The organism is Actinomadura citrea (assembly GCF_013409045.1).
GTDB lineage: Bacteria > Actinomycetota > Actinomycetes > Streptosporangiales > Streptosporangiaceae > Spirillospora > Spirillospora citrea.
Genome location: NZ_JACCBT010000001.1, coordinates 783226 through 798457, shown reverse-complemented (window position 1 = coordinate 798457; position 15232 = coordinate 783226). Strand labels below are relative to the sequence as shown.

12 protein-coding genes are annotated in these 15232 nt (G+C 71.5%); 8 read left to right on the top strand and 4 right to left on the bottom strand.

Annotation, left to right across the window (positions count from 1 at the left end):
* The first annotated feature begins 44 nt into the window (after positions 1 to 44).
* From BJ999_RS04000 to BJ999_RS03985, 4 genes are all read left to right on the top strand, one after another.
* Complete coding sequence (locus BJ999_RS04000) at positions 45 to 872, top strand: helix-turn-helix domain-containing protein (RefSeq protein ID WP_179838310.1); 828 nt, start codon at positions 45 to 47, stop codon at positions 870 to 872.
* Positions 873 to 977: 105 nt separating this feature from the next.
* The gene (locus BJ999_RS03995; RefSeq protein WP_179832011.1) at positions 978 to 2912 is read left to right on the top strand and encodes an ABC1 kinase family protein; all 1935 of its coding nucleotides are present in this window, start codon (positions 978 to 980) and stop codon (positions 2910 to 2912) included.
* A gap of 135 nt (positions 2913 to 3047) precedes the next feature.
* Positions 3048 to 3590, top strand: a complete 543-nt coding sequence (locus BJ999_RS03990) for an alpha-ketoglutarate-dependent dioxygenase AlkB (protein WP_229810250.1) — start codon at positions 3048 to 3050, stop codon at positions 3588 to 3590.
* Between the two features lie 73 nt (positions 3591 to 3663).
* Positions 3664 to 6624 (top strand): right-handed parallel beta-helix repeat-containing protein, encoded by a 2961-nt coding sequence (locus BJ999_RS03985; protein ID WP_338070760.1) that lies wholly within the window; start codon positions 3664 to 3666, stop codon positions 6622 to 6624.
* On the opposite strand, the gene BJ999_RS03980 is transcribed toward BJ999_RS03985, so the two are convergent.
* The gene (locus BJ999_RS03980; RefSeq protein WP_179832008.1) at positions 6614 to 7492 is read right to left on the bottom strand and encodes a LysR family transcriptional regulator; all 879 of its coding nucleotides are present in this window, start codon (positions 7490 to 7492) and stop codon (positions 6614 to 6616) included. The two genes, BJ999_RS03985 and BJ999_RS03980, sit on opposite strands and share 11 nt — an antisense overlap.
* A gap of 84 nt (positions 7493 to 7576) precedes the next feature.
* On the opposite strand from BJ999_RS03980, the gene BJ999_RS03975 reads away from it, so the two are divergent.
* The 3 genes from BJ999_RS03975 to BJ999_RS03965 are packed head-to-tail and all read left to right on the top strand — an operon-like array spanning position 7577 to position 9762.
* Positions 7577 to 8242 carry an SDR family NAD(P)-dependent oxidoreductase gene (locus tag BJ999_RS03975; RefSeq protein WP_179832007.1) on the top strand — a complete coding sequence of 222 codons (666 nt, stop codon included), beginning with the start codon at positions 7577 to 7579 and terminating at the stop codon, positions 8240 to 8242.
* A gap of 21 nt (positions 8243 to 8263) precedes the next feature.
* Positions 8264 to 9082 (top strand): NAD(P)H-binding protein, encoded by an 819-nt coding sequence (locus BJ999_RS03970; protein ID WP_218934929.1) that lies wholly within the window; start codon positions 8264 to 8266, stop codon positions 9080 to 9082.
* A complete protein-coding gene (locus BJ999_RS03965) occupies positions 9079 to 9762 on the top strand; it encodes a maleylpyruvate isomerase family mycothiol-dependent enzyme (protein ID WP_179832005.1) in 684 nt (227 codons plus the stop codon). Before BJ999_RS03970 ends, BJ999_RS03965 begins: the two co-directional genes overlap by 4 nt.
* Positions 9763 to 9765: 3 nt before the next feature.
* Here BJ999_RS03965 and BJ999_RS03960 read toward each other — a convergent pair whose 3' ends face one another.
* From BJ999_RS03960 to BJ999_RS03950, 3 genes are all read right to left on the bottom strand, one after another.
* Complete coding sequence (locus tag BJ999_RS03960) at positions 9766 to 11256, bottom strand: alpha/beta hydrolase (RefSeq protein WP_179832004.1); 1491 nt, start codon at positions 11254 to 11256, stop codon at positions 9766 to 9768.
* A 277-nt stretch (positions 11257 to 11533) separates the two neighbouring features.
* Positions 11534 to 11716: a DUF397 domain-containing protein gene (locus BJ999_RS03955; protein WP_229810213.1), complete on the bottom strand. Its 183-nt coding sequence runs from the start codon at positions 11714 to 11716 to the stop codon at positions 11534 to 11536.
* 285 nt (positions 11717 to 12001) lie between these two features.
* Positions 12002 to 12886, bottom strand: a complete 885-nt coding sequence (locus BJ999_RS03950; RefSeq protein ID WP_229810212.1) for a helix-turn-helix domain-containing protein — start codon at positions 12884 to 12886, stop codon at positions 12002 to 12004.
* A gap of 862 nt (positions 12887 to 13748) precedes the next feature.
* On the opposite strand from BJ999_RS03950, the gene BJ999_RS03945 reads away from it, so the two are divergent.
* Positions 13749 to 15230 (top strand): Crp/Fnr family transcriptional regulator, encoded by a 1482-nt coding sequence (locus tag BJ999_RS03945; protein ID WP_179832002.1) that lies wholly within the window; start codon positions 13749 to 13751, stop codon positions 15228 to 15230.
* Positions 15231 to 15232: the final 2 nt, after the last annotated feature.

The window sequence follows — 15232 nt, the reverse complement described above, 5'->3', positions numbered from 1 at the left end:
ACCTGGTGCTTGACAATCGGCTGGCGAGTCCCACCGCGTTGCGCATGCAGCTCGGGGCGCGGTTAAGGCGGATGCGCGAGGAGAGCGGTCTCAGCCGGGCGGAGGCCGGCGAGGTGATCCGCGGCTCGGCGTCCAAGATGAGCAGGCTGGAGCTCGGACGGCACGGTTTCAAGATCCGCGACGTTCTCGACCTGCTCACCCTCTACGGCGTCGAGGACGAGGACGAACGGAATGGTTTCGTCCAACTCGTCCGGGAGGCGAAGAAGCCCGGCTGGTGGCAGGGCCACGGCGATATCGTGCCGGGCTGGTTCGAGCAGTATCTCGGCCTTGAACAGTCGGCGGCGACGATTCGCACTTACGAGGTGCAATACATCCCCGGCCTTCTGCAAACGCGTGACTACGCGCGGGCCGTCATCGGCCTGGAACACCATGACGCGGCCTATGGCGGCCTCGAACGGCGCCTCGCCCTGCGGCTGCGGCGGCAGGAGGTCCTGCACCGCCCGACCGGCCCGACCACGCTCTGGGCGGTGATCGACGAGGCGGCGCTGCGGAGGCCGATCGGGGGGCCGCGGACGATGCGCGGCCAGGTCGAGCACCTGATCGCGGTGTCGGAGGACATGGCCAACGTGAAGGTGCAGGTCCTGCCCTTCGCGGCGGGCGGGCACCTGGCGCTGGGCGGGCCGATCACCATCGTCCGGTTCGCCGAGCACGACCTGGACGACGTGGTCTACCTGGAGCAGCTGACCGGCGCCCGCTACCCCGAGGGCCAGGAGGCCGTCCGCTACCAGAAGATCATGGACCTGCTGGGCATCCGCGCGGCCCGCCCCGCCCGTACCGCGACCTTCCTCCGGGACCTGCTCGGCGAGCTCTGATCCCCCGTCAGGACGAGCCGCTCCCCCGCTGGTGGGAAGAGCGCCGCCCCCGCGCTCATTAGCGTCCCCCGTGACGTAAAAGGACGATTCTGCGGGCGGCGGAAAATGGACGGTTCGGCAACGATCATCGCTTTCCTCATCGGAACGGCGATCAACACCTGGGTCATGGCGTACGGGGCGAGGAGACTTCTCGACACCCGGTTCCCCCTGTTCCGGACGCTCGTGGCGGGCGCGGTCGGGCAGGCCGTCGCGAGCCCGATCATCAGCGCGCTGATCGGCGACCTGCGCGCGAACCGGGACCCCGCGCCGCTGGGGTGGTTCGTCTGCCTCGGCTTCGCGTGCGCCCTCCTCGTCTCGATGACGATCCTGGTGCTGTGGGAGGCGTTCGTCCCGACAGGGACGGTGCCGTCACCGCTCCACTGGTTCGGCAACGTGCGGTCGCGGATCGCGCGCACCCGCCGCTACCGGCGCATCTCGTTCATCTTCCTGCGCCACGGCCTCGGTCCCTACCTGCGCGGCCGCGCCCGCCCGAGCGCACACACCGCGCGCTCGTTCACGCACGCGCTCGAACAGGGCGGCGTCGTGTTCGTGAAGCTCGGCCAGGTCCTGTCCACACGGCGGGACGTCCTGCCGCCGGAGTTCGTCCAGGAACTGGGGCGGCTCCAGGACTGCGCCGCCCCCGTCCCGTGGCCGCAGATCGAACGCGTCCTCCGCGAGGAGCTCGGCGACCCGCACGAGGTCTTCGCCGCCTTCGACCGGACCCCGCTCGCCGCCGCGTCCATCGCGCAGGTGCACCGTGCCGCCCTCCGGTCCGGCGAGGAGGTCGTGGTCAAGATCCAGCGGCCGGGCGTCCGCGCGGTGGTCGAACGCGACCTCGACATCGTCGGCCGCCTCGCCCGGACGCTCCACGACCGCGCCGGATGGGCCAGGTCGTTCGGCGTCGTCGACCTCGCGAACGGCTTCGCGACCGCGCTGCGCGAGGAACTCGACTTCCGCGTCGAGGCCCGCAACATGGCCTCCGTCGCGGCCACCGCCCGCAGCGGCGACGTCGTCATCCCCCGTCCCCACGACGACCTCTGCACGAGCCGCGTCCTCGTCATGCAGCGCCTCGACGGCGTCGCGCTCAGCAAGGCCGGCCCGCGCGTCGACTCCGCCGGCCTGGACCGGACCGCCCTCGCGCGCACCCTCCTCGACACGGTGCTGCGCCAGATCGTCCTGGACGGCGTCTTCCACGCCGACCCGCACCCCGGCAACATCCTCCTGCTCGACGACGGCCGCCTCGGCCTGATCGACTTCGGCTCCGTCGGACGGCTCGACACCGAACTGCGCGGCTGCCTCCAGCGCATGCTCATCGCCATGAACCGGGGGGACGCGGTCGCGGTGACGGACGCGTTCCTCGAGGTCGTGGCCCGCCCGGACGAACTGGACGAGCAGGGCCTCGCCCGCGCGCTCGGCGCCTTCATGGCCCGCCACCTCGGCCCGGGGACCGCCCCGGACATGACCATGTTCACCGACCTGTTCCGCCTGGTCGCGAGGTTCGACCTCGCCGTCCCGGCCGAGATCGCGGCGGTGTTCCGGGCGCTGGCGACACTGGAGGGCGGCCTGAGCGAGCTCGCCCCCGGCTTCGGCATCGTCACCGAGGCGCACGCGTTCGGCGAGTCCTACCTGCGAGAACGGCTCCACCCCGCCTCCCTGCGCGATGCCGCGAACGACGAACTGCTCAACCTGCTGCCGATCCTGCGCCGCCTCCCCCGCCGTCTGGACCGCATCACCGCCGCAGCGGAGGCGGGCCGCCTGAGCCTGAACGTCCGCCTGTTCGCCGACGAGTCGGACCGCCGCACGGTCACCGGTCTCCTCCAGCAGGTCCTGCTCACCATCCTCGCGTCGACCGCCGGCGTGATGGCGGTGCTGCTGCTGGGCCTGAAGGACGGCCCCGCGATGACCCGGGACGTGACCCTCTTCCAGTTCTTCGGCTACTGCGGCCTGGTCATCTGCTCGGTCCTCTCCCTGCGCGTCCTGGCGGTGGTCTTCCGCCGCTGACCCCGTCTCACGGACCCGCTGATCGAACATGTGTTTGACCCGGGTGGGTACAGTGGGGGGATGTTTCAAGGGTCGTTGCTGGACGACACGGATGAGAGCGGTCCGCGGTCTCTGAGTGCGGCGCGGCGGACACTGTTGGAGCGCGGCGCCTGGGTGGACGTCCTGCCCGGGTGGATTCCCAACGCGGACGCGCTGTTCGAGCGGTTGCTCACGTCCGTCCCGTGGCGGGCCGAGCGGCGGCGCATGTACGACAAGGTCGTGGACGTCCCGCGTCTCCTGGCGTTCTACGACGAGGATGCGGAACTGCCCGATCCCGTACTGGACGAGGCGAAGACGGCGCTCGACGAGCACTACGCCGAGGAGCTCGGCGAGCCGTTCCGGACGGCCGGTCTCTGCCTCTACCGGGACGGACGCGACAGTGTCGCGTGGCACGGCGACACCATCGGGCGCGGCGCCACGCACGACACGATGGTGGCGATCCTGTCGGTCGGCACCCCGAGGAGCCTGCTGCTCCGTCCGCGCGGCGGCGGGCCGGCGATCCGCCGCGAGCTGGGGCACGGCGACCTCATCGTCATGGGCGGGAGCTGCCAGCGGACGTGGGAGCACGCGATCCCGAAGAGCGCGCGCGTGGCCGGTCCCCGGATCAGCGTCCAGTTCAGGCCGCGCGGGGTCCGCTGAGCGGGGCGGGCACGCCTCACCTCATGGCACCATGAACGGTGATTCGTGAGGAGGCCCGTTGCAGCGTCTGGTCGTGTCACACTCCTCCCCCCGGGCGTATCGGACGGTGCTGGAGGCGCTTCAGGCGCCACTGGCGTACGCCGCCGCCGGGCGGCACATCCTGATCGAGCCGGGGTTGTATCCCAACACCGGGTTCCGCAGTTCGGGCGACTTCGTCATGACGGCCGTGGGCGGACCGGGTTCGGTCACGCTGGACGGCGCCACGGACGCGACGGTCGAGGTCACCGGAAAGGTGACGCTGCAGGGACTGATCGTCCGCAACTGGAGCGCCGAGGGCCTCGCGCTCGAACTCGCGGAAGGCAGCGTCCTGGCGGAGCACTGCGAGTTCACGACCCGCTCCGACCTGGCCGTGCGTGCGTCCCACGGCGCGCAGCTGGCGCTCAGGGAGTGCCAGGTGCAGGACGGCGCGGTCGTGTACAGCGCCTCGTCCGGGGTCATGGAGGGCACCTCGGTCGGCGGGACGGAGGGCAACGCGGTGGCGATCCGCAGCGGCAGCACGGTGACCCTCCGGGAGTGCCGGATCAGCGACGCGGGCGGCCACGGCATCTGGGTGACCGAGGGGTCGCGCCCGCTGATCGAGCAGTGCACGATCAGCGACCCGACGAGCGCCGGGATCCGGGTGGACGACCGCGCGGACGCGGCCATCCGCAACTGCGCGTTCCACGGCTCGGGCCAGTCGTCCCTGATCGCCCTGGAGAAGGGCAAGGCGGTCGCGGAGGACTGCCTGATCCAGGACGCGGGCGCGGACGCGCTGTGGGTGGCGACCGGCGGCTCGCTGACCGCCCGGCGGATCAAGATGGAGTCGCCGCAGCGGACCGGCGTGGTCGTCGAGAAGGGCGTCGCGCTCCTGGAGGACTGCGACGTCAGGAATGCGGGCACCAACGGCCTGTCCCTCACCGCGCACGCGGAAGTCACGGTCGTCCGGGGCCGGATCACCGACGCGGGAAAGATCGGCGCGGGGCTCGGCCCAGGCGCGCGCGTCGTGCTGGACGGGACGAGGATCAGCGGCAGCGGGCTCGCCGGGGTGAGCGTGGAGGCGGGCGGCCGGCTCACCCTCCGCGACTGCACGGTGGTGGACAACCACGGCGCGGGCGTCATCGCCGGCGAGGGCGCGCACATGGACGTGACCGGCCTGACCAGCGAGCGCAACCAGAAGCCGGACAGGCTGGACGGCAGGCCGCGCGGCGGGACGACCACGCAGGTCACCGAGCCGACGCCGGCGGAGGAGCCGCCGAAGCCGGAGGGAGAGCCCACGGCCTCGAAGGGGCCCGAGGCGGCGCCGCCGTCCGGCGAAGGGGCCGACGGGAAATCGGCGGATGTGCTGCTCGCCCGGCTGGACGGGATGGTGGGTTTGGCGGGGGTGAAGCGTGAGATTCGTAAGTTGACGAATTTGCAGAAGGTGGCTGAGCGGCGGCGGTTGGCGGGTTTGCCGCCGGGGCCTTCGATTGGTCGGCATATGGTTTTTGCGGGTCCGCCGGGGACGGGTAAGACGACGGTGGCGCGTTTGTACGGGGGGATTCTGGCGGCTCTGGGTGTGGTGGAGAAGGGTCAGGTCGTGGAGGTGAGCCGGGCTGATCTGGTGTCGGAGAACGTGGGTGGGACGGCGTTGCGGACTTCGGAGGTGTTCCGGCGGGCTTTGGGTGGGGTGTTGTTCATCGATGAGGCCTACACGTTGTCGCGTAGGGCGACGGGTACCGATTTCGGGCAGGAGGCCATCGACACCCTGGTGAAGCTGATGGAGGACCACCGCGAGGAGGTCGTGGTGGTGGCGGCGGGGTATTCGGCGGAGATGCGTGAGTTCCTGGCGGCCAACCCGGGGTTGAAGTCGCGGTTCTCGCGGACGGTGGAGTTCGAGAACTACAGCCCCGCCGAGCTTTTGCAGATCACCGAGTCGCACGCGGTCAGGGACGGGTACCGGCTGGCCGAGGACGCGCGGGCGGCGATTCTGGCGCATTTCACTTCGGTGCGGCGGGATGCGACGTTCGGTAACGGGCGGGCGGCGCGGCAGGTGTTCGAGGGTGCGGTGGAGCGGCAGGCGCAGCGGCTGGCCGATCTGGAGGAGCTTCCCTCGGGTGAGGTGTTGAGTTTGCTGGTCGCCGAGGATCTGGATGTGGGCGGGGGGCTGGCGGCGCGGTTCGGGGAGGCCCGCGATCCCGCGCAGGTGAGCACCGTTCTGGCGCGGTTGACCGCGATGACGGGGCTGGAGGAGGTCAAGCGGGAGATCGGTGACCTGCTGGACGTGCTGGCCTCGGCGCGGCGGCGGCGCGCGGCGGGGTTGGAGGCCGAGCCGTTCACCGGGCACCTGATCTTCGCGGGGCCGCCCGGCACGGGCAAGACGACGGTGGCGCGGTTGTACGGGGAGTTGCTGACGGCGTTGGGGGTGCTGGCGCAGGGGCAGGTGGTGGAGGCGGCCCGGGTGGATCTGGTCGGGCAGTACGTGGGGCAGACCGCGCAGAAGACCACCGAGGTGTTCCAGCAGGCGCGCGGCGGGGTGCTGTTCATCGACGAGGCCTACACGCTGGCGCGGCCGGGCGGCTCGGGGCACGACTTCGGGCAGGAGGCCATCGACACCCTGGTCAAGCTGATGGAGGACCACCGCGACGAGGTCATCGTGATCGCCGCCGGATACACCACCGAGATGGAAGGGTTCCTGGCCACCAACCCGGGCCTTGCCTCCCGGTTCGCGCGGACGCTGAACTTCACCCCCTACCCGGTCGACGGCCTGGTCTCGATCTTTGTCGGCAAAGCCCAGGCCGCCGACTACCGCGTCCCCGAACACACCCGCCAGGCCCTCACCACCTACCTCACCACCAACCGCGACCGGTTCCGCGAAGGCAACGGCCGCGAAGTCGACAAACTGGTCCGCTCGGCCATGACCGCCCACGCACGCCGCACCGAACAACTCGCCAACACCGGCGCCCAACTCACCACCGAACAACTCGCCACCCTCCTCCCGGAGGACGTCACCCCGTAGCGGTGTGCAGCAGGTCGCGGACGGCGGTCCGGTGATCGCCGGTCCGCCACGCCAAGGCGAGCCTGCTCGGCGACAGTCCCGTCACCGGCACGGTGACGATCCCTGGGCGCCGGTAGATGGCGGCATTGCCGGACGCCATCAGCACCACACCGCTGCCGTCCTCGATGGCGGCGAAGGTCTCGTCGGCGTTGGAGACGGTCGCGCCGATCCGGACGGGCCTTCCGGCACGTTCGTCCAAGGCGAGCCAGAAGTCGCGCAGGGGCCCCGCCTCTTCCGGGAGCGCGATGAAGGGTTCGTCCAAGAGTTCTTCGAACGCGATGGCCTCGCGCCCGGCGAAACGATGGTCGTCCCTGAGCGCGACGCAACGCGGCTCCTCCGCGACTACCTGGACGTTGAACGCGTCCTGGCGCGGGATGGGCAGCCACACGAAGGCGACGTCCACGTCGCCCTCGCCAAGGCCGGCGGTGGGATCGTCCCAGTTCACCTGCCGGAACCGGATGCGCCACGTGGGGCGGCGCTCCGCGAACCGCTCCCGCATGTCGGCGAGAAGGCCGCGCCCGATGCTCGTGGACATCCCCACGGTCACCACGGACGCCTCGCTCGCCGCGGCGTCGCTGACCGCGCGCTGCGCCCCGTCCCACGCGAGGAGCATCTCGCAGGCCGCGGGAAGCAGCGCCCGTCCCGCCGCGGTCAGCGAGACGCTCCGCCGGTCGCGGTGCAGCAGGCGCACCCGCAGTTGCTCCTCCAGTTGCCTGATCTGCTTGCTCAGCGCCGGCTGCGACACGAACAGCCGCTCGGCGGCGCGGGTGAAGGAGAGCTCCTCGGCGACCGCGACGAAGTACCGGAGGTCCCGGAGGTGCGCGTCCATAGCCGAAGGTAATCACGGCCGGTATTGGACGCGCGACCCCGGGCCGCATGATGATCGTTCCAGCATCCAACGGGAGGGAACGGCATGACGGTCTCGCTGGTCACCGGGGCGAACCGGGGCATCGGCCGCGACGTGTGCGCGCAACTCGCCGCACGCGGCCACCGGGTGCTGCTCGGGGCGCGCTCGGCGGAGGCGGCCGAGCGCGCGGCGGCCGAGACCGGCGCGACGCCCGTCCGGCTGGACGTCACCTCCGCGGCGGACGTCGAGCGCGTCGCGGCCGAGATCGGCGAGCTGGACGTCCTGGTCAACAATGCCGCGATCACCTACGACACCTGGCAGCGGGCGTCGAGCGCGGACCTGTCCGTCGTCCGCGCGGCCGCCGAGACCAACCTGTACGGGCCGTGGCGGCTGACGCAGGCCCTCCTCCCCGTGCTGCGGCGCAGCCGGCACGGGCGGATCGTCAACGTCTCCAGCGAGGCCGCCTCGCTGACCAACATGGGCGGCGGCACTCCCGCCTACACCGCCTCCAAAGTCGCTCTCAACGCCCTGACCTGCATGCTCGCCGCCGAACTGCGCGCCGACGGCATCCTCGTCAACGCGGTCTGCCCCGGTTGGGTCGCCACCGACATGGGCGGCCCGGGCGGCCGCCCCGTCGCCGAAGGCGCGGCCGGCGTGGTGTGGGCCGCGACCCTGCCCGACGACGGACCGACCGGCGGCTTCTTCCGCGACGGCCGCCCCCTCCCCTGGTGAAAGGCCCCTTTGATGATCTTGGTGACGGGTTCCACCGGAAACATCGGCTCCGAGCTGGTCGACGCCCTCGCCTCGTCCGGTGAACCGGTGCGCGCCCTCGTGCGCAAGCCTCCGGCGTCCCGGCGCGACGGCGTCGAGTACGTCACCGGCGACCTCGACGACCCCGCGTCCCTCGCGCCCGCGCTGGACGGGGCCGCCGGCGTCTTCCTGCTGCCCGGCTATCGCGACATGCCGGGCGTCCTCGCCGAGGCCCGCCGCGCCGGGGTCGGGCGGGTCGTCCAGCTTTCTGGCGGTTCGGCGGGCAGCGGCGACATGACCAACGCCGTCAGCCGCTACATGATCATCACCGAGCGCGCCGTGCGCGACTCCGGCCTGCCGTGGACGATCCTGCGCCCGACCGCGTTCATGTCCAACGCGTTCCGCTGGCTCCCGCAGCTCCGGGCGGGCGACACGCTGCGGCTGCCGTTCGCGAACGTCCGCGCCGCCGCGGTGGACCCGCGCGACATCGCCGCCGTCGCCGCGAGGGCCCTGCTGCGGGACGGTCACGCGGGACAGATCTACCACCCCACCGGCCCGGAGTCCCTCCTGCCCGCCGAGCAGGTCGCCGTCCTCGGCGAGGTCCTCGGCCGCGACCTGCGCTTCGAGCCCCAGCCGGACGACGAGGCCCGCGCCGAGATGAGCGCGCAGATGCCGGTGGAGTACGTCGACGCGTTCTTCGACTTCTACGTGAACGGCTCGCTGGACGAGTCGGTCGTCCGCTCCACCGTCCAGGACGTCACGGGCGGGCCGCCCCGGTCCTTCCGCCAGTGGGCCGAGGCGCACGCCCCCGCCTTCGCGTGATCCCGCTCGCCGAGATCACCGCCGCGACGCGCGCCCTGCAGGCCACCGCCGACCGGCTGGACGACGACCGCGTCCGCGCGCCCTCCCTGCTCCCCGGGTGGACGCGCGGCCACGTCCTGACCCATCTCGCACGCAACGCCGACGGCGGGACCCGCCTGCTGACCTGGGCGCGCACCGGTGTCGAGACCCGCGAGTACCCCAGCCTGGACGCCCGCGCCGCCGAGATCGAGGAGGGCGCGGACCGTCCGGCGCGCGTCCTCGCGGAGGACGTCCGGCAGAGCGCGCGGCGGTTCGCCGACGCCTTCGCACTCATGCCTGACGAGGCCTGGGGCCGGGTCGTCCAGTGGACCGCGGGCGCCCGCCACCCGGCCGCCCGCGCCGCCGACGCCCGCCTCACCGAGGTACTCGTCCACCACGTCGACCTCGACGCCGGCTTCACACCCGCCGACTGGCCCGCCACGTTCACCACCCGGATGCTCGCCAGTGTCACCGCGTCCTACGCCCGCCGTGACGACGCCCCGCCCCTGCGGATCCACGCCACCGACACCGGCGAGGAACACGGCCATGGAGGCGTGCTCGTCACCGGTCCCGCACCCGCCCTCCTCGCCTGGCTACTGGGCCGCTCCCCCGGCACCGACCTCACCGGCCCCGAAGGCGTCGAACTCCCCTTCCTCTACTGACGCCTACTGCGCCGGGCAGGTGGTGCCGGGTGGAGGGAGGGTGAGGGACGTCAGGTAGGCGTCGATGGTGTTCTGCATGCAGGGGCCGCGGTCGTAGCTGCCGTGGCCTGCGCCTTCGTAGGTGAGCAGGCGTCCTGTGGGGCCGAGTTGCCGCGCGACGTTCCGTGCCCAGGCGTAGGGCGTGGCGGGGTCGTGGACGGCGTTGGACAGCAGGATCGGCGCGCTGCCGCGGACGTCCAGGCGGTGCTGCGGGTTGCGGACGGGCTGCGGCCGGCCGAGGCAGGCGGAGATCGCCATGACGGGACGCGCGAACGTCATGTCGGGCGCGACCTTCTCCGTGCGCCGCATGAGCCTCGCGTACTCGCCGTAGTCGCGGACGGGCAGGCTCCAGTCGGAGCAGAACTGCGCGGTGAAGGGGTCGGTGGCGGTCTCCCCTGCCGCCTGGGCGGCTGCCGGACGCGCGCCGGCCCTCAGGGGCGGGGCCGCGTCCAGTGCGGCCAGTTTCGACGCGAGCTCGGCCCAGTCGGGGCCGTAGAAGCTCTTGTAGGCCATCAGCACGAGACCGAACTCCGGCAGCGCGGTGCCCGGCGATGAAGGGTCGGGCAGTTCGCCGCGGTCGGCGCGGGCGCGCAGGTCACGCCAGATGGCCCGGACGTCCTTGCCGTGCAGGGCGCACTCCCGGGTGCGCCCGCACCAGGCGGCGAACTGGTCGAACGAGTCCTGGGCGGCGGCCAGTTCGGACGTCAGGAAGCGCCGGGCGTCGGGGATGCTGTGGTCGTCCACGCTCTCCAGCACCATCGCCCGGACGCGTCGCGGGAACGTCTCGGCGTACATCTCGCCCAGCAACGTGCCGTACGAACTGCCGTGGAAGGTCAGCTTCGACTCGCCCAGGGCGGCGCGAATCGCGTCCACGTCCCGGACGGTGCTGAGCGTGTCGGCGTGGTCGTAGAGCGGGCCGGTGCGGGCGCGGCAGTCGGCCCGCAGGCGCGCGTTGTGGTCGAGGGTCGCCCGGAACTGCGCCGCACTCTTGATCATCGGCGAGGGGGCGGCCCTGAGCAGGTCGGCCGAGCACGTCACCGGGTGGCTGGCGCCGATGCCCCGCGGGTCGAAGCTGACGATGTCGAAGCGTCGCCGCAGCTCGTCGCTGAACCGGTCGATCCCGCCCTTGAGCCTGGTGACGCGCTGGACGCCGGAGTCGCCGGGACCACCGGGGCCGAACACGAGGGTGCCGACGCGGGCGTCCTGGTCAAGGGCCTGGCGGCGCGCGATGGCGAGGCCGAACGTGGGGCCGTCCGGCCGGGACCAGTCGATCGGCAGCCGCAGGGTCGCGCACTCGGCCTTGCCGTCGTCGCCGCATGCGCGCCAGCCGATGGCGGACGGGGAGCGCGGCGCGGGCGGCGTGGGCGAGGCGGTGGCGGGGAGCGCGACGCCGGCCAGCGCCACGGTCCCGGCCGCGGCCGCGCCCACGAGAGCGAGCCTGTTCCTTCGCAGCATGGAAGTCCTTCCGGTGCGGGGACGTCGGAGCCCGCGTCCTCGGAAGCGGGCGACGGTCCCCGGCCCGGCCGTGGCCGGGGAACGCTGACGATCAAGCTAGGTGCGGTCCGCGCACCGGAACAGGGTGATCAGGGGCGATTCAGGGTGGTTTCAGGGTCCACTCAGGGTTCGATCCGACCCGACCGAAGTTATCCGGCCCTTGTCAGAAATCGCCCGTAAATACCAACGAAAGCCGTACTAATCGACAATTCGGGAGGCAGAAAATGAGTCCCGTGACTCAACGCCACTCGAGCTCTCCGTTCCTGATGGCGGTCAGGAGGGCTTTCCACTCGGCGGGGTCGAGCGTGAGGAAGCCTGCGGAGGCGGCGCGCGAGTCGCGGACCAGCACGGCCGGGCCGGCCACCGCCACCTCGACGCATTCCTGACCGCCGCCGCTGGCGCTGCTCTTCCGCCAGCTCACCGCCGCTCCCCGATTCGACCGGTACACCATCCAGCAACCCTCCATCCATTGCCGGCGGGTGCCGTCTCGCCAACCGATCGGACAAGAACACCCGCCAGGCGAGCACCAGCAGGGCACGACAAACCACGACCTTGTGGAAAATTTCCCGATCACGAGTGTAAACGGTTCTAGTTATCCCGCCTACAAGGGAACACAAGATCACCCTGCGTGTTATGACGGCCACTCGCCTTGTCGGTGTCCGATGCGGCAGTCACCTCCGTCGCATGGTCGGGTTCCAAACGGGAGTCAGGCCATGAGGTCCTCGGCGGCCTGCCGCAGCAGCGCGATCGACTCGTCCGCCGGCAGCGCCTGCTCCAGCAGCAGCTCGAAGGTGTCGCGGTACTCGGTGATCCGCTCGTCCTCACCAGTGATCATCACGCTGGCGCCCGGCCGCGCCTCCAGCCAGAGGACGTCGTCGAGGTCGCCGTCGAACTCCAGAAGGCTGAACGGCCCGTCCAGCCCGAGGTGCGCACCCGCCTTGAACGGGATGATCCTGACGGTCAGCAGGTCGTCCCGTTCGCACGCGTCCGCGATGTGGTTCAGCTGGGCGGGCATGATCGCCGGATCGCTCTTGATGCCGACATGCCGCCGGATGACGGCCTCGTCGATGATGTAGTGCTGGCGCGGCGGGTTCTGCCGTTTGGCGAACTCCAGCTGGCGCTGGATGCGCAACTTGGCCGCCAGCACTCTCGCCTGCTCAGAGATCTTGCCGGTGGACAGGACCTCGGCGTACTCGGCGGTCTGGATCAGACCCGGGATGACGGTTCCGTGGAACTGCCGGATGAACGCCGCGCCGGCGGAATACCCGACATAGGAGAGAAAGCTCGGGTCCAGGTCTCCGCGGTAGGCGTTCCACCAGGCGGGTTCCCGCGCACCGCGGGCGAGCGCCTGCAACCGCTCCTGGCGTCCCTCCGAGGTGACGTCGTACACCGCGAGCAATGCCTGCAGATCGGTGCGGGTGATGGCGTTCTTGCCGCCTTCCACCCGGATGAGCTTGGACGGAGACCACTCAAGCTGCCGTGCCACCTGCTCCTGCGTCAGCTTCTTCTCTTTGCGCAGGCGGACGAGCTCGGTGCGCAGCAGCGCACTCTGGACTATGGGGCCCTGGTCACTGACCATTGGTTCGCTCACTCTGAGTAGTGCATGCCACCCCACTGGATGCTACATGGCAGACGGGGACCTGGCATCCCACTCCCCGACACGACGCTACATGTCCCGGACATCTGATCTTCGCTCCGGCCACCAGACCCCGCCATATCGCCCAAAACTCGCGTCGGTAGCTTCCAGAGTGCTGCATACCGTCGGACTCTGTTGTAATGTGCTACATAGCAGATTAGCAGACGACGTCATGCAACGAGACGCGATGCCACATCCGAGGGCGGATGGGGTTGAACACAGGGTGAGGTCTCGGCCGGGGACGGCGCACCACGGCCAAGACGGACCGCAGGCGGAGACGGGCCGGCCGCAGGCGGGAACGAGGAGGACCGCACGCGCCACACGGGGAGGCCGAAAGGGGAGACAGGATTCCGGCGTCGCCAGGAGGCGGCACCGGACGAGGAACACCAGAAGAAAGCGATGCCAGCGAAGGCAACAGAGTCGCCCGCCGCTTCCCGCCGATCAACGGTTTGGCAGCCACGACGATCGGCAGGAGAGCGGAGAGCGACTCCCGGGGCCGCACGAGACAGCCGGGCCGATCCGCCCGCATCCTCTGCCAGGACGCAGAAAGATCCGGGCTGACCTGCCAAAATGTCTCTGCGGACTCATCTAGTCTAACCGCGACCACGCGGTGCGGACCATAGGTGATGTGACTCCGGTCACCCGCGGGCCACACCGGACCTACCCGGTGCCCCGGCGGACGACGGAGTCGCCATTCGAGGCATGGGGTCCCTGACATGTCCAGACAGCACGTACCGTCCCCCACCTTCGCCGTCCACCCCACGAGTCCGGCGGGCTCGTCGCCGCCCGCCCGGCGGGGCGACGGACGGGTGGACCGATGAACGAGCACGCCCGCCACCACGACCCGGACAAGATCGTCCCCACCGAGATCGTCCCGCGTTCCCGGTCCGTCCGGCGGACCGAGACCGCCCGGCGGCCCGGGTTCTGGCACGGGCTCACCACCGTCGAGCGCGCCGCGTTCCTCGCGCAGGCGCGGGAGGTCGTCCACCCGGTCGGCGCCGTGCTGTGGACCGAGGGCCAGGACGCCGACCACACCTTCGTGATCAAGTCCGGCTCGGTGCGGATCTCCGTGGAGCGGGACGGCCGCGAGCGCTTCGTCGCCTTCCGCGGGCCCGGCGACATCATCGGCGAGCGCGCCGCCCTGCTGCTGCGCCGCCGCTCGGCGACCGTCGTCGCCATGGACTCCCTCCACGTCCTGCGCCTGACCACGCAGGAGTTCGTCGCCTACCTGAGCGACCATCCGCACGTGGTCGCCGTCCTCGAACGCGAGATGTACGACCGGATGACCGAGCAGGGCCCGGGCCGGCCGCCGCGGCGCGCCCACCCCGGCGGCGCGGCGCACCCGTACGGACCCGCGGCGCAGTACGGATCGCCGCAGCCGTACGCCATGGCGCAGCTGCCGGTGGTCCCGAACTATCCGTACGCGATGGCCGGGCCGTTCGTGGTGGCCGCCCCGTACTCCGCGCCCGACCCGCGGGCCGGAGGCGCGACCTACATCGTGGAGCCCGCCGCCGCGATCAACGGCGCGGGCGCCGCGTCCGGGGCGACCCCGACCGTCCCGTGCCGCACCGTGCCCGCCAACTCGCTGCCGCCCGCCAACTCGCTGCCGCCCGCCCGCTCCCTCCAGCCGGCCCTGGAGGCGGTCGTCGAGGCACCCAGCGAACGGCCGACGCAGCCCATGGTCCTCCCAGACGACGACGCCCCGTCCTGGGCCGGCCAGAACTGCACCATCGTGTACACCGACGTCGCCGGGTTCAGCTCGCCCGAGCGCAACGACGCCGACCGGATCGGCGTGCGCCGCGCCATGTACCGGGCCCTCCGCGAGGCGTTCGAGGAGTCGGGCGTCCCCTGGGACGCCTGCCACGTCGAGGACCGCGGCGACGGCGCGCTCATCGTCATCCCGCCGCAGGTGCCGACGGCCACCGTGATCGACCCCATGCTGGTCTCGCTGGGCCTGCGGCTGCGCCGCCACAACCACCGCGCGACCGGGGCCGTCCGCGTCCAGCTCAGGGTCGCGGTGAACGTCGGGCCCGTGATGCCCGACCCGCCCGGAGTATCCGGCTCGTCCATCATCACGACGGCCCGGCTCCTCGACGCCGGCCCGCTCAAGGAGCGGCTCGCCGCGACGGGCGCCGACCTCGGCGTCATCGCGTCCAGGTTCGTCTACGACTCGGTGATCGTCCCCAGCCCCGGCCACGTGACCGCCGCCGAGTACGAGCGGATCACCTGCCGGGTGAAGGAGTCCCACCTCGAAGGCTGGATCCACCTGCGCGGCCTGGCCGCCCATCCGGCGGTCTGACC

Coding starts and splice junctions, on each gene's coding strand:
- BJ999_RS03945 (WP_179832002.1), top strand. CDS start 13,749: ATGAACGAGCACGCCCGCCACCACGACCCGGACAAGATCGTCCCCACC.
- BJ999_RS04000 (WP_179838310.1), top strand. CDS start 45: ATGCAGCTCGGGGCGCGGTTAAGGCGGATGCGCGAGGAGAGCGGTCTC.
- BJ999_RS03975 (WP_179832007.1), top strand. CDS start 7,577: ATGACGGTCTCGCTGGTCACCGGGGCGAACCGGGGCATCGGCCGCGAC.
- BJ999_RS03980 (WP_179832008.1), bottom strand. CDS start 7,492: ATGGACGCGCACCTCCGGGACCTCCGGTACTTCGTCGCGGTCGCCGAG.
- BJ999_RS03960 (WP_179832004.1), bottom strand. CDS start 11,256: ATGCTGCGAAGGAACAGGCTCGCTCTCGTGGGCGCGGCCGCGGCCGGG.
- BJ999_RS03995 (WP_179832011.1), top strand. CDS start 978: ATGGACGGTTCGGCAACGATCATCGCTTTCCTCATCGGAACGGCGATC.